25 protein-coding genes, 1 tRNA gene, 1 rRNA gene and 2 other annotated features are annotated in these 24176 nt (G+C 49.4%); of the genes, 16 read left to right on the top strand and 11 right to left on the bottom strand.

Annotated features, from left to right (window positions below; genetic code table 11):
* Window positions 1-197 precede the first annotated feature (197 nt).
* From ppnP to glnG, 6 genes are all read left to right on the top strand, one after another.
* Window positions 198-509 carry a pyrimidine/purine nucleoside phosphorylase gene (ppnP, locus tag EYR25_RS07845; protein ID WP_133179153.1) on the top strand — a complete coding sequence of 104 codons (312 nt, stop codon included), beginning with the start codon at window positions 198-200 and terminating at the stop codon, window positions 507-509.
* 116 nt (window positions 510-625) lie between these two features.
* The gene (locus EYR25_RS07840; protein WP_133179150.1) at window positions 626-1222 is read left to right on the top strand and encodes a TetR/AcrR family transcriptional regulator; all 597 of its coding nucleotides are present in this window, start codon (window positions 626-628) and stop codon (window positions 1220-1222) included.
* A gap of 145 nt (window positions 1223-1367) precedes the next feature.
* A complete protein-coding gene (locus EYR25_RS07835) occupies window positions 1368-2525 on the top strand; it encodes an iron-containing alcohol dehydrogenase (RefSeq protein ID WP_133179148.1) in 1158 nt (385 codons plus the stop codon).
* 263 nt (window positions 2526-2788) lie between these two features.
* The gene (locus tag EYR25_RS07830; RefSeq protein ID WP_133179146.1) at window positions 2789-3322 is read left to right on the top strand and encodes a DUF4124 domain-containing protein; all 534 of its coding nucleotides are present in this window, start codon (window positions 2789-2791) and stop codon (window positions 3320-3322) included.
* A 121-nt stretch (window positions 3323-3443) separates the two neighbouring features.
* On the top strand, window positions 3444-4490 hold the full coding sequence (glnL, locus tag EYR25_RS07825) for a nitrogen regulation protein NR(II) (RefSeq protein WP_133179144.1): 1047 nt from the start codon (window positions 3444-3446) through the stop codon (window positions 4488-4490).
* A 37-nt stretch (window positions 4491-4527) separates the two neighbouring features.
* Window positions 4528-5943: a nitrogen regulation protein NR(I) gene (glnG, locus tag EYR25_RS07820; RefSeq protein WP_039977478.1), complete on the top strand. Its 1416-nt coding sequence runs from the start codon at window positions 4528-4530 to the stop codon at window positions 5941-5943.
* Window positions 5944-6011: 68 nt separating this feature from the next.
* Here the strand turns inward: glnG and EYR25_RS07815 are convergent, their stop codons facing one another.
* The 4 genes from EYR25_RS07815 to EYR25_RS07800 form a co-directional block, all read right to left on the bottom strand.
* Window positions 6012-6569 carry a porin family protein gene (locus EYR25_RS07815; protein ID WP_133179142.1) on the bottom strand — a complete coding sequence of 186 codons (558 nt, stop codon included), beginning with the start codon at window positions 6567-6569 and terminating at the stop codon, window positions 6012-6014.
* Between the two features lie 186 nt (window positions 6570-6755).
* On the bottom strand, window positions 6756-7166 hold the full coding sequence (locus EYR25_RS07810) for a hypothetical protein (protein WP_133179139.1): 411 nt from the start codon (window positions 7164-7166) through the stop codon (window positions 6756-6758).
* Window positions 7167-7211: 45 nt separating this feature from the next.
* Window positions 7212-8102 carry a cation efflux pump FieF gene (gene fieF, locus EYR25_RS07805; protein ID WP_023265953.1) on the bottom strand — a complete coding sequence of 297 codons (891 nt, stop codon included), beginning with the start codon at window positions 8100-8102 and terminating at the stop codon, window positions 7212-7214.
* Between the two features lie 50 nt (window positions 8103-8152).
* The gene (locus tag EYR25_RS07800; RefSeq protein ID WP_052030959.1) at window positions 8153-8641 is read right to left on the bottom strand and encodes a Spy/CpxP family protein refolding chaperone; all 489 of its coding nucleotides are present in this window, start codon (window positions 8639-8641) and stop codon (window positions 8153-8155) included.
* Between the two features lie 284 nt (window positions 8642-8925).
* Here EYR25_RS07800 and EYR25_RS07795 point away from each other — a divergent pair, with 284 nt between their 5' ends.
* Both EYR25_RS07795 and EYR25_RS07790 read left to right on the top strand, forming a co-directional pair.
* Window positions 8926-9612 carry a response regulator gene (locus tag EYR25_RS07795; protein ID WP_011621060.1) on the top strand — a complete coding sequence of 229 codons (687 nt, stop codon included), beginning with the start codon at window positions 8926-8928 and terminating at the stop codon, window positions 9610-9612.
* A gap of 14 nt (window positions 9613-9626) precedes the next feature.
* Entirely contained in the window at window positions 9627-10976 is a 1350-nt protein-coding gene (locus EYR25_RS07790; RefSeq protein WP_133179137.1) for an ATP-binding protein, read from the top strand.
* Between the two features lie 58 nt (window positions 10977-11034).
* Here EYR25_RS07790 and EYR25_RS07785 read toward each other — a convergent pair whose 3' ends face one another.
* Complete coding sequence (locus EYR25_RS07785; RefSeq protein ID WP_133179135.1) at window positions 11035-12894, bottom strand: sigma-54-dependent Fis family transcriptional regulator; 1860 nt, start codon at window positions 12892-12894, stop codon at window positions 11035-11037.
* A gap of 369 nt (window positions 12895-13263) precedes the next feature.
* On the opposite strand from EYR25_RS07785, the gene exaC reads away from it, so the two are divergent.
* Window positions 13264-14784: an acetaldehyde dehydrogenase ExaC gene (gene exaC / locus EYR25_RS07780; RefSeq protein WP_023265949.1), complete on the top strand. Its 1521-nt coding sequence runs from the start codon at window positions 13264-13266 to the stop codon at window positions 14782-14784.
* A 68-nt stretch (window positions 14785-14852) separates the two neighbouring features.
* Here exaC and EYR25_RS07775 read toward each other — a convergent pair whose 3' ends face one another.
* Window positions 14853-15614, bottom strand: coding sequence for an SDR family NAD(P)-dependent oxidoreductase (locus EYR25_RS07775; RefSeq protein ID WP_133179133.1), 762 nt, complete (start codon window positions 15612-15614; stop codon window positions 14853-14855).
* 137 nt (window positions 15615-15751) lie between these two features.
* Between EYR25_RS07775 and EYR25_RS07770 the strand changes: the two genes are divergently transcribed.
* On the top strand, window positions 15752-16669 hold the full coding sequence (locus EYR25_RS07770; RefSeq protein ID WP_133179131.1) for a LysR family transcriptional regulator: 918 nt from the start codon (window positions 15752-15754) through the stop codon (window positions 16667-16669).
* Here EYR25_RS07770 and EYR25_RS07765 read toward each other — a convergent pair.
* The gene (locus EYR25_RS07765; protein ID WP_133179129.1) at window positions 16666-17154 is read right to left on the bottom strand and encodes a hypothetical protein; all 489 of its coding nucleotides are present in this window, start codon (window positions 17152-17154) and stop codon (window positions 16666-16668) included. The two genes, EYR25_RS07770 and EYR25_RS07765, sit on opposite strands and share 4 nt — an antisense overlap.
* Before the next feature lie 28 nt (window positions 17155-17182).
* Entirely contained in the window at window positions 17183-17605 is a 423-nt protein-coding gene (locus EYR25_RS07760) for a ribosomal maturation YjgA family protein (RefSeq protein WP_023265945.1), read from the bottom strand.
* A gap of 206 nt (window positions 17606-17811) precedes the next feature.
* Here EYR25_RS07760 and EYR25_RS07755 point away from each other — a divergent pair, with 206 nt between their 5' ends.
* Genes EYR25_RS07755 through EYR25_RS07730 form a run of 6 tightly spaced genes read left to right on the top strand, consistent with a single transcriptional unit; the run spans window position 17812 to window position 21725 of the window.
* Window positions 17812-18408: a cytochrome b/b6 domain-containing protein gene (locus EYR25_RS07755; RefSeq protein ID WP_133179126.1), complete on the top strand. Its 597-nt coding sequence runs from the start codon at window positions 17812-17814 to the stop codon at window positions 18406-18408.
* Between the two features lie 32 nt (window positions 18409-18440).
* The gene (locus EYR25_RS07750; protein ID WP_133179124.1) at window positions 18441-18875 is read left to right on the top strand and encodes a DUF1924 domain-containing protein; all 435 of its coding nucleotides are present in this window, start codon (window positions 18441-18443) and stop codon (window positions 18873-18875) included.
* Window positions 18876-18921: 46 nt separating this feature from the next.
* The gene (locus EYR25_RS07745; protein WP_133179122.1) at window positions 18922-19485 is read left to right on the top strand and encodes a diheme cytochrome c; all 564 of its coding nucleotides are present in this window, start codon (window positions 18922-18924) and stop codon (window positions 19483-19485) included.
* Window positions 19478-19744, top strand: coding sequence for a PepSY domain-containing protein (locus tag EYR25_RS07740; protein ID WP_011715482.1), 267 nt, complete (start codon window positions 19478-19480; stop codon window positions 19742-19744). The genes EYR25_RS07745 and EYR25_RS07740 overlap by 8 nt, the downstream gene beginning before the upstream one ends.
* The gene (locus EYR25_RS07735) at window positions 19744-20406 is read left to right on the top strand and encodes a winged helix-turn-helix domain-containing protein (protein ID WP_133179120.1); all 663 of its coding nucleotides are present in this window, start codon (window positions 19744-19746) and stop codon (window positions 20404-20406) included. The genes EYR25_RS07740 and EYR25_RS07735 overlap by 1 nt, the downstream gene beginning before the upstream one ends.
* Before the next feature lie 2 nt (window positions 20407-20408).
* The gene (locus tag EYR25_RS07730) at window positions 20409-21725 is read left to right on the top strand and encodes a sensor histidine kinase (RefSeq protein WP_133179117.1); all 1317 of its coding nucleotides are present in this window, start codon (window positions 20409-20411) and stop codon (window positions 21723-21725) included.
* A gap of 38 nt (window positions 21726-21763) precedes the next feature.
* On the opposite strand, the gene EYR25_RS07725 is transcribed toward EYR25_RS07730, so the two are convergent.
* From EYR25_RS07725 to rrf, 3 genes are all read right to left on the bottom strand, one after another.
* On the bottom strand, window positions 21764-22276 hold the full coding sequence (locus tag EYR25_RS07725) for a DUF1993 domain-containing protein (RefSeq protein WP_039977473.1): 513 nt from the start codon (window positions 22274-22276) through the stop codon (window positions 21764-21766).
* A 212-nt stretch (window positions 22277-22488) separates the two neighbouring features.
* Window positions 22489-22565, bottom strand: a tRNA-Asp gene (locus EYR25_RS07720).
* 30 nt (window positions 22566-22595) lie between these two features.
* Window positions 22596-22711: ribosomal RNA gene (gene rrf, locus EYR25_RS07715) — 5S ribosomal RNA — on the bottom strand.
* Window positions 22712-22946: 235 nt separating this feature from the next.
* Window positions 22947-23819 (bottom strand) — a sequence feature (23S ribosomal RNA rRNA prediction is too short).
* A gap of 18 nt (window positions 23820-23837) precedes the next feature.
* Window positions 23838-24176: a sequence feature (23S ribosomal RNA rRNA prediction is too short), on the bottom strand.

The following is a 24176-nucleotide window of genomic DNA, read 5'->3' as shown; positions in this document are numbered from 1 at the left end:
TCAGTACGCCCCCTAATTGAGTGAGGCATAAAATGATCTAAAAACATTTATGCATGTTTTTAAGTACCCTATAAAACGGCAAAATATGATAGAAAACAGCTTCGTTACTATAGCGATGAAAAACTTGAGATTGACGACTGCATAAAAATCACATTGAATTGAATACAAATTCAAGTCGCACACTATGGGAGCGTAAAATGGAGTTAATTGAGCAAGTCTCGGTCGCTAAAAAAGCCAATATTTACTTTGAGGGTAAAGTTGCCAGCCGCAGCGTATTCTTTAGCGATGGCAGTAAGAAGACTTTAGGCGTGGTTCTCCCCGGAGAATACGAGTTTTCGACCTCTCAGGGTGAAATCATGCAAGTCACCAGTGGCAGTTTTGAGGTATTACTGCCAAATAGCGCAACCTGGCAAACCTTTAGCGAAGGTAGCCAATTCGAACTCGCAGCCAATGTCAGCTTTAAAATCCGTAACAGTGTAATAGCCGAGTATTGCTGCAGCTACCTGTAAAACGTTTAGACAGGGAATGCTTACTCGACTGAGGCATTTCCCTGTCAATTGGTATCTATTCTGATGTAAATTAGACAACTAGACGACTGGTCTAATTTGCTTTATGCTCCTTCATCATGAAAACTGAAACCCAATCTACACGCCAGCATATTCTTGACGTCGGTTACTCACTGATCGTTAAACAAGGCTTTTCGTGCCTAGGCTTAGCCCAATTACTCAAGGCAGCCCAAGTACCAAAAGGCTCGTTTTATCATTATTTTAAGTCCAAAGAACAATTCGGCGAGGCCTTGTTAGCAGGGTACTTTGAACAATATCAAGCAGAGCTTGATAACTTGTTTGCCAACTCGCAACTCTCAGGCTTTGAGCGCCAAATGCAGTACTGGCAAAAATGGTTGCACGTGCAGCAGGACGGTTGTGTTGATCAAAAATGCCTAGTCGTTAAGCTAAGTGCTGAGGTGGCGGATCTCTCTGAGGCCATGCGCCTTGTGCTTTTACAGGGGTCAGCAGGGATCATTAAACGCCTAACCCAGTGCATTCAAGCGGGGATTGCCGATAACTCCATCTGCAACCAAGACGCTCAAGCAACGGCAGAGTTGCTGTATCACATGTGGCTCGGTGCGAGTCTGATGAATAAGCTCGGCCACAGTCACACGGCCTTAGAGCGTGCACTAGCTACGACGAAAGTTATTTTAACGACCAAGTCAGTAAGTTAATACCACTGCCATTAGCGCTCGATTACTACACAAGACTTTGATTAACAAAAGATATTGCCTATCGGCATGATTACTTTCTAATTTCACCCAAAACTAGACGACTGGTCTACTAAAATCATTTTCCAACCATAGGACAAATAGCAGTATGTTCAATTTCACCTACTACAACCCAACCCGAATCCACTTTGGTAAAAACACCATAGCTGAAATCGACACCTTAGTGCCTAGCAATGCCAGAGTCATGGTGTTATTTGGCGGCAGCAGCGCCAGACGAACTGGCACCTTAGCCGAAGTAAAACAAGCGCTTGGAAATCGTTTCGTGGTCGAGTTTGAAGGAATCGAGCCTAACCCAACCTACGAAACCCTGATGCAGGCTGTCGAGCAAGTTCGTGAATTAAATATCGACTTTTTACTCGCGGTCGGCGGAGGTTCAGTGATCGATGGTACCAAGTTTGTTGCTGCGGCAGCGGTATTTGAAGGCGAGCCTTGGGATATCCTCACTAGCTGGGGCGCGAATGTGACTCAAGCCATGCCATTTGGCTCGGTGTTAACCTTGCCTGCGACGGGTTCAGAGATGAACAACGCCAGCGTGGTGACTCGTAAATCATTGAAAGCTAAGCTGCCGTTCCGTAACGACTTGGTTTATCCGCAATTCTCAATCCTCGACCCTACTAAGACCTTCACCCTACCAGAAAGACAAGTGGCGAACGGCGTGGTCGATGCTTTTGTGCATATCACGGAGCAGTACCTCACCTATCCGGTCAATGCGGCGGTGCAGGACAGATTCGCCGAAGGCTTGCTGCAAATTTTGATTGAACTAGGGCCACAGGCACTCACACAGCCAGAAGATTACGATATTCGCGCCAACTTGATGTGGGTCGCGACTATGGCACTCAATGGCACGATTGCGACAGGTGTACCCCACGACTGGGCAACACATATGATCGGCCATGAACTCACGGCCTTGTATGATATTGACCATGCCCGCACCTTAGCCATTGTATTACCAGCATTATTGCGCTGCACTAAAGCTGCGAAACGTGAAAAGCTGCTGCAGTTTGCAGACAGAGTGTGGCATATCAACACCGGCTCTGAAGACGAACGTATTGAGGCCGCGATTGCGAAAACCCAAAACTTCTTCGAAACTATGGGCATTGCAACCCATTTATCTGCCTACGATTTAGGGAAAGAAGCCGTTGATGCCGTCGTCACTCAGCTTGAGCAGCATGGCATGGTTGCCCTAGGCGAACATGGCAATATCGATCCTGCCATGAGCCGCGATATTTTAACCTTGGCGCTCTAAACTTCAGTCGCCACCGTCAACGCACCATAGTGGTGCGTTGACGCTCCCCCAAAAGAGGCACGCCTAAACAGCAAAGCTGCTCTCGCTTTCATCCACCATATATTTGTCGCCAGAGCAGTGCTCACCACAGGTTTGGAGGAATAAAATCAAGCCCGCGATTATTCCTACGCCACACCTTATGCGAGCTGAATAAACACCATGATTTTTGATGAAAAAACGACTAATCTTGTAGAACTTCATCTCCAAGGCAAAAGGACTTTCGCATGCGTGCATTCACCCTCATCAGCTTATTGCTGCTCAGTCTGTTCGCGCAGGCAACGGTCTACAAATGGGTCGATAAGGATGGAAGAGTCCATTACTCAGATGAGCCACACCCCAATGCCGAGGTTGTTGAGTTAAAAGAGAAAACTCTCAATCAAATTGCACTGCCCCCCGTAAAAAATGACACGAATGACTCGCAAGTGATCCAACAAATCCAGTATCAAGTCGTCATCACTTCCCCTACAGAAGAGGAAACCGTAAGAGACAATAACGGAGACTTTCAAGTCATCGCTACTGTCACCCCAGAGGTCAAAAGCCAGTATTTGATGGCGTTAAAACTCGACGGACAAACGATAGGTAAGCCTCAAATGGGCGGCATCTTCCAACTTAAGAACATCGACCGTGGTGAACACACTATTGTTGTCGATGCCATGACTCAAAACGGCAAAGTCTTTGCATCTAGCTCTCCACGAAAGATATTTCTTCATCAAGCGGCGATGAATCCAGTCCCGAAGAAGCAACCAAAATCAAATTAAACTATTTAATAACAATTGATTAGGTCGTTTTTGTTCAATCTAGCCGTTTGATGAAGTCGAGTTGCAGCCTGCACCAAATCGGTGCAACATAATGGTGCAACCCTATTTTCAGGAACGGTAGATGGATAAAGAGACTCTGCTTAATCATTTAGTCACCGCGGTACTTGTCATCGATATGGATCTTAAGCCTTGTTATGCCAACGCCGCCGCAGAGCAACTGTTAGGTGTCGGCAGCCATAGGTTAGTCGAGCAAGCCCTGCCGGAGCATTATCAAGCACTTGGCGTTGAAGCGCAGATCCTGAGTGATGCGGTGAAAGCCGGCCAAGGTCTTACGGTCAATACCGCCACCTTAGTGACCTTAGATGCCCAACATCATACCGTCGATCTAACGCTGATCCCGCTCGAAGATGAAGCGCAACTGAGCCTACTTGAACTGAGGCAGGTCGACCAACAACGCCGGATCCACCAGCAACTCAGCCAAGATGCCCAGCAACAGGCGGCGCAATTCCTTGTTCGTAACTTAGCCCACGAGATCAAAAATCCCTTGGGCGGCCTGCGTGGCGCGGCACAATTGCTCTCGCGGGAATTAGACGATCCGGCACAAAAGGAATTTACCAATCTGATCATTGAGCAGGCCGACCGCCTGCGCAGCCTAGTGGACAGATTGCTCGGCCCGCAGCGTCCGACCCAACATAGCCTGCACAACATTCATCAGGTGGTGCAGAAGGTTTATAAACTGGTGGAAATGGCCCTGCCCGCCAATATTCAACTAAAGCGTGACTACGATCCTTCGATTCCCGATATCGAGATGGACCCAGATCAAATGCAGCAAGCCGTGCTGAATATTTTGCAGAATGCGGTGCAAGCCCTTGAGCATACAGGTGGCGAAATCCTGATCCGCACCCGCACGCAACATCAGGTCACTATTGGTTCGCAGCGCCACAAGCTCGTACTGACCCTGTCGATTATCGACAATGGTCCAGGCATACCACCAGAGCTGATGGACACGCTGTTTTATCCCATGGTCACCAGTCGTGAGCAAGGTTCGGGACTGGGCCTATCGATTGCCCATAACATTGCCAGATTACACTCGGGCAGAATCGATTGTGTATCCAGCCCTGGGCATACCGAATTTATCATTTCGTTACCGATTTTAAGCGCTAAATAATCAAGACAAACCAACACATACCGTATGAGGAAGCAAAATGCGAATGAGTGAACAAGTGTGGATCCTCGACGATGACAGTTCGATACGTTGGGTGCTCGAAAAGGCGCTCCAAGGCGCAAAACTCAGCACCGCTAGCTTTGCCGCGGCCGAATCACTCTGGCAAGCATTAGAGATTTCCCAGCCACGGGTCATAGTCTCAGATATTCGTATGCCGGGCACCGATGGTTTAACCCTGTTAGAAAGGCTGCAAATCCACTACCCGCATATTCCAGTCATCATCATGACTGCACATTCGGATTTAGACAGTGCTGTCAGCGCCTATCAGGCGGGAGCGTTTGAGTATTTACCCAAGCCCTTTGATATTGATGAGGCGATTTCCCTTGTCGAGCGCGCCCTGACACATGCGACCGAGCAAAGCCCCACGCCAGCTGCACAGGATGCTCAAGTAAAAACCCCCGAAATCATAGGTGAAGCGCCCGCGATGCAGGAGGTATTTCGCGCCATCGGCCGGTTATCACGCTCCTCAATCAGCGTGCTGATCAACGGCCAATCGGGTACGGGTAAAGAGCTAGTTGCTGGCGCATTACACAAACACAGCCCACGTAAAGACAAACCCTTTATCGCCTTAAATATGGCAGCAATTCCTAAAGATCTAATCGAATCTGAACTCTTCGGCCATGAAAAAGGCGCCTTCACCGGCGCGGCCAACGTGCGCCAAGGACGCTTTGAGCAAGCTAACGGCGGCACCCTGTTTTTAGACGAAATCGGCGATATGCCGCTGGACGTGCAAACCCGCCTACTGCGAGTGCTCGCCGATGGGCAATTTTATCGCGTTGGCGGCCATAGCGCTGTCCAAGTCGATGTGCGGATTATTGCCGCAACTCACCAAGATCTGGAGCAACTTGTGCTCAAAGGTGGCTTTAGGGAAGACCTATTCCATCGGCTCAATGTGATTCGTATTCACTTGCCGCCATTGTCACAACGCCGTGAGGATATTCCCCAACTGGCGACCCACTTTTTAGCCTCCGCCGCTAAGGAGATTGGTGTTGAGGCAAAAATCCTCACCAAAGAGACCGCCGCCAAGCTATCGCAACTGCCATGGCCAGGGAACGTGAGACAACTCGAGAATACCTGTCGCTGGCTCACGGTAATGGCCTCAGGGCAAGAAATCCTGCCCCAGGATTTACCACCAGAGCTACTTAAAGAACCCGCCAGCATTAATCCTATGGCGAAAGGCAGCCAAGATTGGCAATCGGCACTCACCGAGTGGATTGATCAAAAACTGTCTGAGGGAAATAGCGATTTACTAACCGAAGTTCAGCCAGCCTTTGAACGTATTTTGCTCGAAACCGCATTACGCCATACCCAAGGGCATAAACAAGAAGCGGCAAAACGTTTAGGTTGGGGAAGAAATACCTTAACGCGAAAACTCAAAGAATTGTCTATGGATTAAGCATCCATTAAAAAGCAAAAAAGGGATATCACTATCCCTTTTTTATTATCTAGACTCAGTCTAAATCATTAGAACTGGTAATGTACACCAATCGCCAGTTGCTTCATATCGGTGTCGATATCTTTCATATTCAAATAGCTGTGGTCAGCATCTAAATCACCTGTGGTGACATCGTAGCTAAAGCGCACATTTAAACGTTCGGTAACGGCAGCATTAATACCTACGCCATATGTCCAACCAAAACCGGTGAAATCTTCATCGAAACCAAAACCGTCAAAATTCATAGCCATAGATGCAACACCAACTTTTGCATAAGCTGAGAACATATCATTGATTTGCAAAGTAAACTTAGGAGCGAAAGTTAATGCGCCCGCGGTGACATCCGTATCTCTGTCGCCCAAATCGGCCGTCGCAAATAAATTGGCTTCTAAACCAAACCACTCGTTGAAGTTGTAACCACCGTAAACACCGAAACCTGTGCCAGTATCTGAATCATCAACAACATTCACAGCTACGCGGTTTAGTGCGCCACCCACATAAAAACCAGTAGTATCGGCTGCCGCGGAAGCTTGGCTTGCCACTAATGCAGATAATAAAGATACCGCAACTAAAGATAGTTTTTTCATTATATTTTCCTAATGAGTTAACTTGAGTAGTAAACGCGGCGGATATTACAACAAACAAATAATAAGAGTGACATTTTGTAAAAACTAAATACGTTTCATACAGGAAGTATTCAGCTTTAAATTAAAAAACAACAAACTTGATATACTTAAGTATTAAATAACATACTCAATATTAAATACTAAGTATTAACTGATTATACGCAATAAATTCATTATGCCGAAATAACACCAACGAATTATCGAACGACGTTTTCGCTCATCGAGACATTCAATAATCACCACCTTCCCCGACTGCTCGCAGGTCACACGGCTGCGCCACATCAACAAGGGCCAAATATGCAGTCGGTAGTCCCGCTGTGCAATATTAAATGGAATCGTTCTCGGCCAATAATATAAAGGTTGGCGCAGGATAAGCTCGCTCCAAACGCCCATAGTAGGATTGGCTAAATACGGATAGGGGAGTTTTGAACCTGACCCCGCGCTCGTGGCGGGGGCATGTTCGGCAATCAACTCAAAGCGTGTTGATAATCGATGATAACGGCAAATCAGCCGAGTATTGTCACCTAAAGTGTGAGCCTGTTGTTGCATCCATGACATAACCATTCCTTTGGCTTATATGGCAAACTCAATTGACCACAGTAATTACCTCGTTGGACCGTCCACCTGCACAGGATCTTGGTGAATAATCACCTCGGCATCTTCAAAGGCGGCCTTCACCCTGAGTCCCGTCGTATCGGCAATACTGTGGGCTTCGTTCAGGCTCAGGTTACCATCCAACTCCAAATGGAATTGAATAAAGATAGTCTTACCCGCTTGGCGCGTGCGTAAATCATGCATCCCTAAAACCCTTGGATCTTCCTTGGCAATTTGTTTGATTCGCTGGCGTGTATCTTCATCCAACTCCCGGTCGAGCAGAGCTTGAATCGAACGATAACCCAAATCAAAGGCCTGCTGACCTATATAACAAGCGATCAGCACAGCAAACAGCCCATCTGCCCACCACCAACCATACTGGGAAAAGACCAGCGCTAATAATACCGCGCCATTGAGGAATAAGTCCGACTTATAGTGCAACGAATCGGCTTCGACCACAGTGCTATTGGTTACTGCAAGCGCCCGCTTTTGCAACATCACTAAGGCTAAGGTCAATGCAATTGAGACCACAGAAACTACCACCCCTAAAGTGGCATTTTCTACGGCAGAAGGATTCAACAAACGTTCACCACCATAAAACAACAACAAAAAGGCTGAGCCCATAATAAAAGCAGATTGCGCTAGTGAAGCTAATGGCTCCGCTTTACCGTGGCCGTATCTGTGATCATGGTCAGCGGGAACTATGGCGTAACGAATGGCAATAAAGTTGACGATTGAGGCGAGCGCGTCGGCAAAGGAGTCCGTTAAGGATGCCAGCATACTGGCCGAGCCAGAATACAACCAAGCTAACAGTTTGATTATAATAAGGGTCAAAGCGGTGGCCACGGAAGCGCGACTCACCAGTTTGACCCAAAAATCGTATTGGGAAGTCTGAGTCATAGGGGTCTATATCGGGAAGCTATGACCCTATTGTATATCAGCTTACAAGCTTAACCGCGAGGTTCTTTACCAGCTTGTGCTTCAAATCGCGCTTTAAACTTAGCTTGCTGTTCGGGTGTCAACAGATTGTAGATTTGATTTTGCATCTTCATCCGTTCAATCGCTTGGGCTTGACGTTTTTCCTGTTGAGCACTCATTAATGCCTTAGCTTGCGCCTCATCGAAGGTCGCGGAGGTGATCAATGCCTGCATTTCAGCACGATGCGCTAAACGCTCCTCCTTAGTTGGTTTATCGTCGCTACGAGCTGCACGTTGCTCAGCAAACAGCTTTTTGATATCAGCCTTTTGTGCATCGGTTAAATCCAAGCCTTCAAACATTCTGTGCATACCGTCATGGCCCATACGCTCACCGTGTTTATGGAACTCACCACGAGGATGGTCACAACCTTGGCCAGGCTCGGCATTAACAGTGGTCGCGAATACCGCAGTGCTTGCTAGGATGGCAAATACACCAGCTTTTAAAGGAGATAATGTTTTCATCATGTTAACCTCAATAGTGTAAAGACAAGATACAGTGACGACCCTTTTAAAAGCCGAATCACTTTCGACGATTACAGTCTAAAGCGTCATATGTAAGTGAGGGCGTGACCTGAGTAAATCAGTGTAAAGTTGCGACAAGAACTAACAAATTCCCTATTCTTTACTTTGGCTTACATTGCTACACAGCAATTGACATCAAAAGAGGTATACTCAGGCAAAATACTAAAAGAGCCTGCGGTTTAGTGCACGACTCTTACACCAGTTCACCCAGATTAAGGAACACTATGAGTCGGATATTATTAATCGATGATGACCTTGGTTTATCAGAACTCCTCGGACAATTACTCGAGCTCGAAGGGTTTAAGCTCACGCTGGCCTACGATGGCAAGCAAGGCCTAGAACTGGCCCTTGCAGGGGATTACGATCTGATCTTACTCGATGTGATGTTACCTAAATTAAACGGTTTTGAAGTGCTACGCGCCCTGCGCCAACACAAGCAAACTCCAGTGCTGATGCTCACCGCCAGAGGTGATGAAATTGACCGTGTGGTAGGGCTTGAGATCGGTGCCGATGACTATTTACCTAAGCCCTTCAATGACAGGGAGCTTATCGCTCGGATTCGCGCCATCATTCGTCGCTCACACTTAACCGCCCAAGAAATTCACGCCACCCCGGCGCAGGAGTTTGGTGATTTACGCTTAGATCCCTCACGCCAAGAAGCCTACTGCAATGAGCAACTGATTATTCTGACAGGAACCGAGTTTACCCTGCTACACACGCTAGCGCTGCATGCGGGTGAATTGATGAATAAAGAAGAACTTAACGAGATAGTGCTCGGCAAAAAACTCATGCCCTTCGACCGCAGCCTGGATATGCATCTCTCGAATCTCCGCAAAAAGCTCCCCGAGCGAAGCGACGGCAGACCTAGGGTGAAAACCATCCGTGGCAAAGGCTATATCTGGCTACCATAACGGCGGAAACAACTGTGCCTAATCGCTTATTTATCAAGTTACTACTCGGATTTTGGATCTGTAGCTCGCTGATTATCGCTTTAGTCGGCCTGCTGCCATTGCTGCAGCAAAATCATGACCGCGCCCCAATTCCGCCGCATCTGCAAAAAGTGCTGGCAAGCATAGCGCAGCGTATTCAAGACAATCCCGAGCTAGTCACATCTGATTTTCTGCGCCGTTGGGAAAGACGTGGGGATATGGAAGGCAAACCCCTTAGGCTCTATCTGGCCAACAGCCAAGGCCAAGTGATTAACACCAATCGAGTCAGCCGTGGTGTGCGTAGTTTTATGCTAATGGCCGATGAAGAAAAACAGCCAATTAGTCATCAATTTAAAGATGAATTGGTCTTCGGACCACACCAATTTACCCTTCAGGGTGAAACCTACTATCTCTATGGTCGCTTGCCGGATATTCACCCTCGTCCCTGGTTCTTCTTCTTTATTGAAAACAAGCTGCTCACCCTAAGCCTAGCCATAGTGCTCTCGGGATTACTGTGCGCCATTCTCGCTTGGCATTTAGGTAAACCATTAAACTCGCTCAAGAAAAGTGCCGATGCCCTCGCCGAAGGTGATCTCAGTAACCGCGTCGATAAGGCGACCACTCAACGTAACGATGAAATCGGCCAGCTCGCCACCGCCTTTAATAGCATGGCGGACTCGATTGAAGCCATGGTGAAGAATCAGCAACGTTTGATGGGGGATATTTCCCACGAACTGCGCACTCCACTGACCCGCCTACAATTGTCACTGGCACTGGCCCGCAAGAAAGGCCAACAGACTACGGAAACCGACCGTATCGCCTACGAGGCCGAGCAACTAGAGAAATTGATCGCAGAGCTCTTGGAGTTGTCGCGGGTCAAACTCAGCACCAATGAGACCAAGGTGCGCCTCGGATTAGCCGAGTCCCTCAGTCAAGTGTTGGATGACGCCGAGTTTGAAGCCGATCAACAGGGTAAAAAGATCACTATCGATATCGATGAAGCCATCGAACTCAGCCATTATCCGAAATCCCTGTCCCGTGCGATAGAAAACCTGCTGCGCAATGCGATTCGTTATGCCCAGAGCGATATCTACCTGCTAGCGAGCCAAGCCAACGGCCAAGTACAGATCACTATTAAAGACGATGGCCCAGGGATTGATCCTGAGGAGCTTGAGGCGATTTTCAAACCCTTCTATCGCCCCGATTCGGCAAGGCAGCGGGAAAGCGGTGGCTGGGGCCTAGGACTCGCCATTACCGAAGCCGCCATTAGCGCCCATAAAGGTAAAATCAGAGCCGAGAATCGCCAGCCCCACGGCCTCGAAGTCAATATCAGTTTACCGACCTAAAAACATAAGCCCCGCTAACTCAGTTTGCGGGGCTTATACCATCAACAGTCAACTGCCGTTAATCCTTAATCCCTAGCTGTTTTAACTTGCGATACAAGGCATTACGGCTAATCCCCAAACGCTTAGCGCATTGGCTCACATTGCCCTCGCAGGCGCGGTAAGCCTGCAACACATTCAGATTAATGGTTCCGTGGAGCGAGTCGATGGTGGCGGAGCTCGACTCAGCCAGTTCGTGCGGATGTGCCGTGGTTTCGGCTTCGACAACCTCTGTTAAGGTGTGCGGCTCACTCGCCAGACGCATTAACTTTTGAGCAAGGTAATCGGGGAGATGATTTATCTCGAGTACAGCCTCACCTTCGGCCATCAAACAAGCCACCTGCATTAGGTTATCCAGCTCCCTTAGGTTGCCTGGCCAATCGTAACGCATCAGTTGTGCCAACAACTCAGTACACAAGGTTTGCGCGCTGCTGCGGTGACGGCGGTGCAACTTATGGATGATGCGCTCAATATCCTGCCGCTCACGCAGCGCAGGCAAGCGCACTTGCAATCCATTCAGGCGATAAAACAAATCCTGACGGAACAGCCCCTGCGCCACCAGCGATTCTAAATCCATATGGGTCGCGGCGATGATCTGAATATCGACCTTAAAGCTTTGATTACTACCGACGGGAACGACCTCGCGCTCCTGCAATACCCGGAGTAAACGACTCTGCGCCGCCAGCGGCATCTCGCCAATTTCATCGAGGAACAAAAAGCCGCCGTGTGCCTGGCGGATCTTTCCGATAAAACCAGTTCGATTGGCGCCAGTAAAGGCCCCCGCCTGATAACCAAATAACTCAGACTCAACCAACTCAGCGGGTAGGGCTGCACAGTTTACTGCAACTATGGGCTGCGCGCGGCGAGCACTCTGGGCGTGGAGCTTTTTCACAAATTGCTCTTTGCCGACACCCGTTTCGCCAAGCACAAGTAGGGGGATCTGCTTAGTGATCACCTTATTCGCCTGCTGCCAGGCCCGCTCAAGTAACGGGTCGCGAAACCTGACACCCAATTGGTTCAAGGGTTTATCTTGAAGGGTTCTGGTACTTTTCGTCTGCGTCAGTGCTAACGCTTGCGTCTGCATATGCAGCGCCGAATCGCGGTGAAACCCACCCGCTCGCGCCCAATTGTCGCCGAGGTGTTGCTCTAAACTGTCACCCAGCTTGGCTTGGCTCAGCAATTGTTTAGCCATGGGATTACAACCCACAATCCGCCCGTCACTGCTAGCGATAACTATGCCTTGCCAACCGGAATTTAATAGACTCGGCTGTGCCGCGAAATCGATTCGATAATGACTATCGGGCAGATGACACAGCAGCGCCGTTTCGACCTGCTGCGCCAGACTCGACACAAGCATTAAGGTTTGCTGCGAATGCCGTTGCTGCTCACTGGTAATATCAAGCACTCCGAGCATCTCACCTTGGGGCGAAAAAATCGGGCAAGCGGTGCAACTCATAAAACGGTTTTGGCGGATAAAATGCTGCTCGCCGACCACTGACACCGCCTGCTTGGCCGTGAGCGCCGTGCCTATTGCATTGGTGCCCTTATACTTTTCTAGCCAGTTGACCCCAATATCGAGCGCCACATCCGCCAGCTTGCTGGAATAGCGGCTCACCCCCCAATGTTTCAGCACATAACCGTCGGCATCGGAGAGCAATAATCGACTATTAGAGTGCGCCATCAGTTGATTAAATAGCGGTAAGGCGTGGGATTGTACTAATTCGATGAGCTGCTGATATTGTTCATGTTTATGTTTGAGCTCCGAACGCGTGAGCCTAAGATCCTCACCGGCACGAAACTCTGACAAGCCAGCACCTAAGCTACGTTGCCATGAATCGGTTAACCATGCCTGTGTGGTTGGAAAATGCGGTTTTACTGTCATAGCCAAGCTCCCCGAGCGCTGTTCCATTTTGGCACACCCATAGTGTGTCGTTGGATGACAAAATGACCACAGGGCACCTTTCCTTCCGTGAGTGCCCCTATTGTTTGGGACCTGCAAAATTAGCTTTTCATCATACGGTTAGCTCAACAAGTGTACAACTCCTGCCAGTTTGGCACTGTCCTTGCGATGTCTGTTTGTACGCAGTACTCGAGTGTTGCGTAAGAGAACACTAACTTAATCAATAGCTTTGTCAGTCAACTCGATTGGCAATGGATAAAAATAACAATAGTGCTTAAACCCATTTCAACAAGACCCATTGCTGAGACGCTGCACATTTAGCGTATTCGGCAGCCACAGAAGGAAAACATTATGATTTATGCTCAACCCGGAACCGCAGGTGCCATCGTTAACTTTAAAGAAAAATACGCCAACTTTATCGGTGGCAAATGGGTTGCCCCAGTCAACGGCGAATACTTCGATAATCGCTCCCCCGTCAATGGTCAAAACTTCTGTAAAATTCCCCGCTCCGACTACCGCGATATCGAACTGGCGCTCGATGCCGCCCACGCTGCTAAAGATGCTTGGGGCAAAACCTCGGTCACCGAGCGTGCGAATTTACTGCTGCGTATCGCCGATCGCGTTGAGCAAAATCTCGAATACTTAGCCGTTGCCGAAACCTGGGAAAACGGTAAAGCGGTGCGTGAAACCCTCAACGCCGACTTACCTCTATTTGTCGACCATTTCCGTTACTTCGCCGGCTGCATTCGAGCACAAGAAGGCAGCGCCGCCGATATCGATGGCAACACCGTCAGCTACCACTTCCCCGAGCCATTAGGTGTCGTCGGGCAAATCATTCCGTGGAACTTCCCGCTGTTGATGGCGGCATGGAAAATCGCCCCTGCACTCGCCGCGGGCAACTGCGTAGTACTCAAACCCGCCGAGCAAACGCCCGTATCTATCCTTGTGCTGCTCGAGCTGATTGAAGATCTGCTTCCGCCCGGCATCCTTAACGTCGTCAACGGTTTTGGCGCCGAAGCGGGCCAAGCCCTCGCCACCAGCAAACGCATCGCTAAACTGGCCTTTACTGGTTCCACCGAAGTGGGTTACCACATCTTAAAATGTGCCGCCGAATCGCTGATCCCATCAACCGTCGAACTTGGCGGCAAGTCGCCTAACCTGTATTTCGCCGATGTGATGGACCACGAAGACGAGTATTTAGATAAGGCAGTTGAAGGCATGTTGCTGGCCTTCTTCAACCAAGGTGAAGTCTGTACTTGCCCATCAAGGGTATTAATCCAAGAGTCGATTTACGATCGCTTTATCGAAAAAGTTCTCGCCCGTGCGCAAACCATCAAGCAGGGCAACCCGCTGGATACCACCACCCAAGTGGGCGCACAAGCCTCCCAAGAACAGTTCGATAAGATCTTAAGCTATCTCGCGATTGGTAAAGATGAAGGCGCGCAGGTGCTCTTAGGCGGCTCGCTCTGCCAACTCGAAGGCGAACAAAGTAAAGGCTATTACATCAGCCCAACGATCATGAAAGGCCATAATAAGATGCGAATTTTCCAAGAGGAAATCTTCGGCCCGGTTATTTCGGTCACCACCTTCAAGGATGAAGCCGAAGCCTTGGCAATTGCCAACGATACCGAATACGGCCTTGGTGCGGGTGTATGGACTCGGGATATGAACCGTGCCCAGCGTCTAGGTCGAGGTATTCAAGCGGGTCGCGTTTGGATTAACTGCTACCACGCCTATCCTGCCCACGCGGCCTTTGGCGGTTATAAAAAGTCGGGCATCGGCCGTGAAACCCACAAAATGATGCTCAATCACTATCAAAACACCAAAAACCTATTGGTGAGCTACGATATCAATCCGCTCGGGTTCTTCTAACCAAACGGAAACTTGCCTTGATAACAAGAAAGGGCCATTGGCCCTTTCTCTATTTTTATCGCATTGAACTATAAGAACATACCGCCAGAAGCCTCGATACGCTGGGCGTTTATCCACGCCGCGGCGGGTGACAACAAGACACTGATTGCGCCGCCAATATCCTCAGGTAATCCCACCCGCCCCAAAGCCGTTTGCTGCGCTAAAAACTCATTCATTTGTGGATTATCCCGCACGGCACCACCACCAAAGTCCGTTTCGATTGCACCGGGAGCCAGCACATTAACGCGAATGCCGCGTGGACCTAGCTCCTTCGCCCAGTATTTGGTCATGGTCTCGACCGCGCCTTTCATGGTGGCGTAGGCGCCAAACCCCGGGATTGCAAAGCGCGTTAACCCTGTAGAGACATTGATAATACTGCCGTTATCGGCAAGTAGAGGCAGCAACGCCTGAGTTAAAAAGAAGGGGCCTTTGACATGGATATTCATCAAGGTATCGAACTGCTCCACGCTGGTTTCTGCCATAGGCACATGGATACCAATCCCAGCATTATTAACTAGATAGTCAAAACTATCCCGCTGCCAAGTCTGTTCGAGCGCGGTTTTTACGCGCTGCGAAAAATCACTAAAGGACTGGCTATCACCCACATCTAACGGTAAAGCGATGGCCTTGCGTCCATGCCATTCAATTTCCGCTACCACTTCGGCGGCCGCAGCGGCATTACTTTGGTAAGTTAGAATAATATCAACACCTTGTGCAGCTAAGGTCAGGGCCGCATTTTTACCTAAGCCACGGCTTGCACCGGTGATCAGCGCGATGGGAGTTGTGTTCATTGTGTATCCTCTTCATTCATCTATGTTAATGCCGCCGCACAGCATGGCGATCCCACAGCACACAGCTTATTACTTGCACCAAGAGGGATAAACACACTATAAATGGCAAGACTGTTAGCCATTAGAGAACAATTGCAATGCAAGATAGACTACAAGCCATGCAAATTTTTATGAGGGTGGCTGAATTAGAAAGTTTTACTCAAGCCAGTATCAGCCTTGGTCTATCGAAAACCCATGTGTCGAATGTCGTAGCCCAGTTTGAAACCGCTCTAGGCGCACGCTTACTACAACGCACCACCCGAACGGTGCGCCTCACTCAAGACGGCATAAGTTGTTATGAACGCTGTAAAAACTTGCTCACCGACTATCAAGAATTAGAAAGCCTTTTCCAACTGCAGGCGGCGCAAGTTTCCGGTCGCTTAAGAGTCGATATGTCCACAGGGATTGCGCGAAACTTAGTACTTCCCCAGCTTCCTGACTTTATTGAACAATATCCCCAGATTGAATTGGAGCTAAGCAGCACCGACCGTAAAGTCGATATCGTCGCCGAAGGTTTTGACTGCGTGATCCGCGTTGGCAGCGTGCAGCAAGAAGGCGTTATCGCTAAAAAGATTGGCCACTTTAAGATGCTCAATTGTGTTAGCCCAAGCTACATCGCAAAATACGGTAAACCATCGAGTTTAGAAGAGCTTAGCCAAGGGCATAAGCTTATCCACTACGTTGGCCAGTTAGGCGGCAGCGATTCAGGATTTGAGTATCTGAGCCAAGATAATCACGAACTATGCGCCCTAGCCTTACCTAAGCTAATCACAGTCAATAATGCCGATGGCTACAGCGCGGCCTGTCTCGCAGGATTAGGGATTATTCAAGCGCCGAATATTGGGGTGGCTAAATATCTCCAAACTGGCGAACTGATTGAGATCCTGCCAGATTACCCTGCGCCCTCAATGCCGGTGAGCTTGCTCTATCCCCATAGACGACATCTTTCTAAACGACTTCAGGTATTTATGGCTTGGTTGACCGAGCTGCTAACGCCTTTTTTAGTATCGCGTTAACGGCCAGTCTCGATATTCGCTAACCGCTGCGACAGTTCCGCCATCGAGCTTGCCGTGCGGGGATCGCTCTCCGGCTCGACCACGGGGTTAAATTCGAAGCGCGGACCGCCGAACCGACCTAAACGGCTTGGCAGAATATGCAAATCCCAAACTAACTGTTCGTAGTAATGCAGCCGCAGGCCATTATCCGAAACTGGCCAATGGGCATAGAGTAAAAACGAATGATAGCTCTGCGAGAGAGAGCGACTCGCCACTAATTTAAAGGATGCATCGAGCAAGCTGCACTCGGTCGATTCTTCAAAGGGACAATCGTAGGAGGTCAGCAGTAAATAGCCTTGGGCGCCATTGGGTAACGAGCAGCGGTACTGGGCCTCAAGCTGCCTTCCCGCAATCTTGGCGCCAGTAGCTTGTTGATTGAAATACAAAGGCTGAGTGAGCGCCTCGGTATCGGACACTCGCAGTGTGAAGGCTGTTATCGGCTGCATGTTGTATCCTCCCTGTGCCTTGAAATCGCTAATTTCGCTTCCAATACAAGCCCATCAATATCAGGTATCCCACAAAATACGCCAGCAAGTCGAGTGGGTCGAAATGGCTACCAATCACGATTCGCGCCAAGCGATTGCCGCCCAGCCCCAGTTTGTCCACTAAGCCCCAATACTGGCCAAATTCGATAGCGAAGGCAAACAGCAGCACAGCCAGCGCCAACCATGGCGTGTGCCAAAACCGATTGATTGACTCCCCTTTTGCATTCACGACGGGCACTAGCGTGCGCGCCATGCAAAACAACAGGATCACCACTAACACGTCACCGACAAAACCGCGAATAAACCCCGGAGGCGCAAAACGCGCGATCAACACTTCGATGATAAACAGCAACACCGCATAAATTAAAAAAGATTTTCGATCGGGCCGACGGCTAAAAAGATGGACAGGCATAAACGGTTAATCCCTTACCTCTTGAAGATGAAGCGGCAAAATCTAGCTGAATACCAATAGCTTAACAAGCTAAGTTCGAAGGATTTCTCACTTATTTACCCAGTTCACTCATCAGAACTCCGGGCAAGTTCACTCCGCAAAATTTAAGCGCCGTTTAAGTTTGGCTTTAGTAGCCTGCAAGCACACCACCTTAGGAGCAACAGATCATGTCCTCAAATATGCCGCAAAACATCAAAGTCTGGGATCCCTTGATCCGTATCTTTCACTGGTCATTGGTAGGCTTTTTTACCTTAGCCTACCTCACCGAAGGTGAAGACGAATGGATGAATATCCACAGTTACGCTGGCTACAGCATCTTAACCCTACTGGTATTTCGCCTGTTATGGGGTGTGATTGGCACTCACCATGCGCGTTTTATCAACTTTGTCACCCGTCCGAGCATCGCATGGGCTTACCTGAAAGAACTGTTCACGGGCAAGGCTAAGGATTACATCGGCCACAATCCCGCAGGCGCACTCATGATAGTCGCCCTGATCCTCAGCATAGGGTTCACGGGCCTCTCTGGCATGGCGCTTTATGCCACCGATGGCCAAGGTCCACTGGCCACAAGCTTTTTCGCCACTTGGCCCGAGGGCGCACTGAAGGAAGTGCATGAGTTTTTCGCCAACTTCAGCCTGTTTCTTATCGCCACCCATGTCGGCGGCGTGATCGTCAGCAGCCTGCTGCATAGGGAAAACCTCGTCAAAGCCATGCTGACAGGTAAAAAGCAGCGCCCGTTGATCCAACAAGATGAACATCAATAACCGTCGAAATCGACCGTTCAAAGGAGTCAGACATGAACAACAACCTGAATAAAAGCCTGATTGGACTGGCACTCACTGCGGTACTGCTCAGCAGTGTTAATGCCAGTGCCGCCAATACCAAGGTCGCCAGCTTGCCACTAAGCGCCGAGCGAATCGGCTTACAACTGCAACAATATCAAGCACAGGGCGCAGGCCCCTTTAGCGCCGCGGCAGGCCAAACACTGTGGCTACAGCAGAGTGAGGATCGCAGCTGTGCCAGCTGCCACACCGCCAAAGTGACAGACTCAGGTATGCATCAAAACACCCGAAAGCCCATCGAGGCCATGGCGCCATCACTTACCAGTAACCGTTTAACCGATGCGGCCAAGATTGAGAAATGGTTTACCCGCAACTGTAACTGGACCTTTAAACGCGAGTGCACGCCTCAAGAGAAAGGCGACGTACTGCTGTGGCTCAGTTTGCAATAACGGCGTTATTCACATCCATTTTAATCAGTAAACCTAAGGAAATATCATGACGAAACAAGCCCATCCCCTAAGCTGGATTGTAGGTTCCACACTCACCGCCCTCGCCCTTGCGATAGGCGTCGTAGGGCTCAGCTTGACCTTTACCAGTACAGGTTATGCCGACGATGGTCGAGAGCTGAATCAAGCTATCCCACAAAACGTAGAATACTCGGCAGAATGCGGTAGCTGCCATATGGCGTATCCCGCAAATTTACTGCCCGCCGAAAAATGGCAGGCAATTACCAGCAACCTAAGCAATCACTTTGGTGATGATGCCAGCCTAGCGCCTGAAGCAGCGGCTAGAATTGAGCAATATCTCGTTCAACATGCTGCGCAAAATGGTAAGGTGATGAAAAATAGCAAACCTTTGATTGCCGGCATGGGACCGCAAAAAATTACCGAGCAGGCATTTTTTATCCGTAAGCACGATGAGATCCCAAGACGCATGGTGCAAGATAACCCCAAAGTCGGCTCATTCAGCCAATGCAGCAATTGCCATAACCTCGCAGAGAAGGGCATATTCGATGAAGATACCGTTAATATTCCTGGCTTTGGTCGCTGGGATGATTAACAGCCCAAGCTGTCTAGCCCATGATGAAGACCTCTCCAACAAAGTGGTCGAATGGGTGAAGGAGGGTAAAGTATTACCCTTCGACACCATAATGCAACGCTATGAGTCGCGCCTTAAGGGGCGCTTGCTCGACCTCGAGGTCGAGCAAAAACACGGGCGCATCATCTATGAACTCGAAATCCTGCGCGACGATGGCATTGTCTATGAGATTAAGATCGATGCCAAAACGGGTGAATGGCTTAAGGAGAAGGTCGACTGATGCGCTTACTCTTGATTGAAGATGATACTGACTTGGTGGCTCGCCTCATCCCCGCCCTTAACAAGGCGGGCTACACGGTTGAACATGCCAATAACGGTATCGATGGCGCTTTTCTTGGCGAGGAAGAAACCTTCGAAGCGGTGATCCTCGATTTAGGCTTGCCCGGTAAGCCGGGCTTAAGCGTACTGAGCCAATGGCGCCAAAAGGGCCTTCTGATGCCTGTGTTAATTCTTACGGCTCGCGATGCTTGGCACGAACGCGTCGATGGCCTTAAGGCCGGCGCCGATGATTATCTAGGCAAACCTTTCCATGTTGAGGAGCTGCTCGCCAGATTAGAAGCGCTGATCCGCCGCCACTTTGGCCGCGCCGACAACCTGCTGCAACATGCGGGCGTCTCCCTCGATGTGGATAAACAAGCGGTGACCAATGCCGAAGGAGACGTTATCGAGCTGACTAAGATTGAGTATCGCCTGCTGCATTATTTAATGGCCAACCCGACTAAGATTGTGTCCAAATCCGAGTTGAGTGAGCGCATTTACGAAGAGGAACAAATCAAAGACAGCAATGTGATTGAAGTGTACGTCAACCGACTCCGCCAACGCCTAGGCAAAGACTATATCGAAACGCGACGCGGCCAAGGTTATCGACTCAAGGATGCCTAAGCGTGTATTCACTCAAAGCCTATCTCACCCGCAATCTGCTTATCACCCTCACCTGCGCCATGGCGCTATTGTTGTATTTGCTATTTCAAGGCATTCAAATCTTAACCCAAGACTTTATCGCCTCTCGCCTGCAGCACGATGCCGATAGCCTGATCTCCGCCCTCGAGCCGCAAGCCGATGGCACTTGGGCGCTAAGTACAGACAGGCTCCCCAATGTGTATCACAGGGTCAATTCGGGCCACTACTTTGCGATTAACATCGGTGAACAGCTATTACGTTCGCGCTCGCTTTTCGATCATGCCGTTTCACTCCCCAATCTTAAAGTTGGCGAGCAACAACAAGCCACTCAATACGTGGGCCAGGAACACTGGCTGATGTTCAGCCAAACGATAGTCAAGAATGGGCAAACCATTACCCTGTGGGTAACGGAAGACATAAGCTCGCTCGAGCAAACCCAATTACGCTTTCTAGGCTTTGCGGCGGTAGTGGTACTGCTGACCATTATGATCCTGTTATTTGCCCAACATCTGTTGCTCAAGCGGGGCTTTAAACCGCTAGAGCAAATGCCAGATGCGATCAGGCAACTGCGGCTCCAGGGGCAAGAAATCGATACACAGCACACGCCAACAGAAATTAGCCCTTTGATTGAGGAAATCGAACGTCTAATGAATCAACTCGGGCAGAGGGTGCAACGTTCACGCAATGCCTTGGGTAATCTTGCCCACGAAATGAAACGTCCTCTGCAAGGGCTTCAATCATACCTCGATAGCCTAGCGCCTGATCAAAGACGCGAAGGCAGTAAGGTGCTCGCGGATCTGCACCATATCATTGAGCGAGAGCTTAAACGCACTAAAATCGTTGGGCTTTCAACGCCTGGGCGTTTTACCGTGCTCAATGACGATCTGCCGCCACTTATCCAAGTGATGCAACGCATCTATCCTGAGCGTCAAATTGATAGTCAGTTTGATAAAACACTGGTCATGCCCTTCGACCGGGACGACTTGCTGGAACTGCTTGGCAATCTGCTCGATAACGCCTGCAAGCATGCACATCGACAGATACAGCTTTGTATTAAGCAGACGAATACCAGCAATCAAGCGTATCAAATAAATGTCAGCGACGATGGCGAAGGTGTATCGGATAGCGATTTAGCTGTGATTACGGAGCGAGGGATTCGGCTCGATGAGAGCATTCAAGGCCATGGTTTAGGCCTGTCGATTTGCAAAGATATTGTCGAGAGTTATCAGGGGGAACTTAGCTTTACGCATTCAGTACTTGGCGGGCTAAAGGTGAGCGTGATATTGCCTCTGCCGCATTAAGCGCACAGCAAAGCTAATGCTCTGCTGTGCGATGGGCTTTACGACTTGTAAGGCATAGGGCCAAGATAATCTTTCTTACCCACATCCACACCGTTGTGGCGCAGAATCGCATAGGCCGTCGTCACATGGAAATATAAGTTCGGGATGGCATGCTCAATCGCAAACTCATACCCCGTCAAATACTTACCTTCCCAACGCGGTTGAGAAACATGGATAGTCGCCGCATCGGCAAAATCTGCCTCAGTAAATTGAGCTAAGTACTCGATAACAGAAGCAATACGTGCTTGCAGCTCAGGTAGCGTCGTTTCAGTATCATCATGCTTAGGCACAGTTTCTAAATTACCCGTCAGACGCGCGACCCCAATCTTAGCGGTATCACAGGCAATCTGGATCTGACGGATCAGATTAAATTGATCGGGTGCTAAGCGGGAATTCAATAACACCGCCATATCCACCTTCTTCAAGTTGGCAAAAACCTCACCCTTCTCCAGAATAAGACTCAAATTTTTCAGCATCTTGCTAAATTGAACAGCCGTTAAATCATAAAGCATGACATAAACTCCTGTGATAAACGCCACCAGATTGCAGCACTTCCGATTATCTTGGGGCAAAAGAGGCTATTTCAACAAGGCGAGATAAAGATTTATTTCACTATTCGCTAAAACATCAGCGCTAATGGGTATCAAACTGAGCTGGAGAGTAGATTTATTCAACGCATAAACGAAAAAAGCCTCATCTTTCGATGAGGCTTATCTCTTTTTGTTGGCGGAGCGGACGGGACTCGAACCCGCGACCCCCGGCGTGACAGGCCGGTATTCTAACCAACTGAACTACCGCTCCAACTCTGTCTGGTCATTGACCAAATTAGGCGCTTGGCGATGACCTACTCTCACATGGGGAGACCCCACACTACCATCGGCGCGATTGCGTTTCACTTCTGAGTTCGGGATGGGTTCAGGTGGGACCACAATGCTATTGTCACCAAGCAAAAAATTGTCTGGAACAATTTTTAACGCGCTTTAGCGCGGCCCGTTAGGGTCAACTACAGGGAGGTAGTTGATAAATTCTTATTCCAGTAAATTCGGAAAGCTGGTTTGAGTTGCACTTCTTAAGTGTTCATATTCAAGCTAAGTACTGTACGACCTCCAGGGAAGGAGGAAGTACTGGAAAATGTCTGGAACATTTTCAGTAAAACCCATCTGGGTTGTATGGTTAAGCCTCTCGAGTCATTAGTATCAGTTAGCTCAACGCCTCACAACGCTTACACACCTGACCTATCAACGTCCTAGTCTCGAACGGCTCTTTAGTGGACTTAAAGTCCAAGGGATGACTCATCTTGGGGCTCGCTTCCCGCTTAGATGCTTTCAGCGGTTATCGATTCCGAACATAGCTACCGGGCAATGCCATTGGCATGACAACCCGAACACCAGCGGTTCGTTCACTCCGGTCCTCTCGTACTAGGAGCAACTCCCCTCAATCATCCAACGCCCACGGCAGATAGGGACCGAACTGTCTCACGACGTTCTGAACCCAGCTCGCGTACCACTTTAAATGGCGAACAGCCATACCCTTGGGACCGACTTCAGCCCCAGGATGTGATGAGCCGACATCGAGGTGCCAAACACCGCCGTCGATATGAACTCTTGGGCGGTATCAGCCTGTTATCCCCGGAGTACCTTTTATCCGTTGAGCGATGGCCCTTCCATTCAGAACCACCGGATCACTATGACCTACTTTCGTACCTGCTCGACGTGTCTGTCTCGCAGTTAAGCTGGCTTATGCCATTGCACTAACCGTACGATGTCCGACCGTACTTAGCCAACCTTCGTGCTCCTCCGTTACTCTTTGGGAGGAGACCGCCCCAGTCAAACTACCCACCAGGCACTGTCCTTAACCCCGATTAGGGGCCCAAGTTAGAACATCAACACTACAAGGGTGGTATTTCAAGGACGACTCCACGAGAACTAGCGTTCCCGCTTCAAAGTCTCCCACCTATCCTACACATGTAGGGTCAATGTTCAGTGCCAAGCTATAGTAAAGGTTCACGGGGTCTTTCCGTCTAGCCGCGGGTATACGGCATCTTCACCGCAATTTCAACTTCACTGAGTCTCGGCTGGAGACAGCGTGGCCATCATTACGCCATTCGTGCAGGTCGGAACTTACCCGACAAGGAATTTCGCTACCTTAGGACCGTTATAGTTACGGCCGCCGTTTACCGGGGCTTCGATCATGAGCTTCTCTTGCGATAACCCAATCAATTAACCTTCCGGCACCGGGCAGGCGTCACACCGTATACTTCCTCTTACGAGTTTGCACAGTGCTGTGTTTTTGATAAACAGTTGCAGCCACCTGGTATCTGCGACTGCCGTCAGCTTAGGGAGCAAGTCCCATCACCAACAGCAGCGTACCTTCTCCCGAAGTTACGGTACCATTTTGCCTAGTTCCTTCAGC

Origin of the sequence: Shewanella decolorationis (genome assembly GCF_004354305.1) — a bacterium.
GTDB classification, from domain to species: Bacteria; Pseudomonadota; Gammaproteobacteria; order Enterobacterales; family Shewanellaceae; genus Shewanella; species Shewanella decolorationis.
This window is presented reverse-complemented; position numbering and strand designations above follow the sequence as displayed.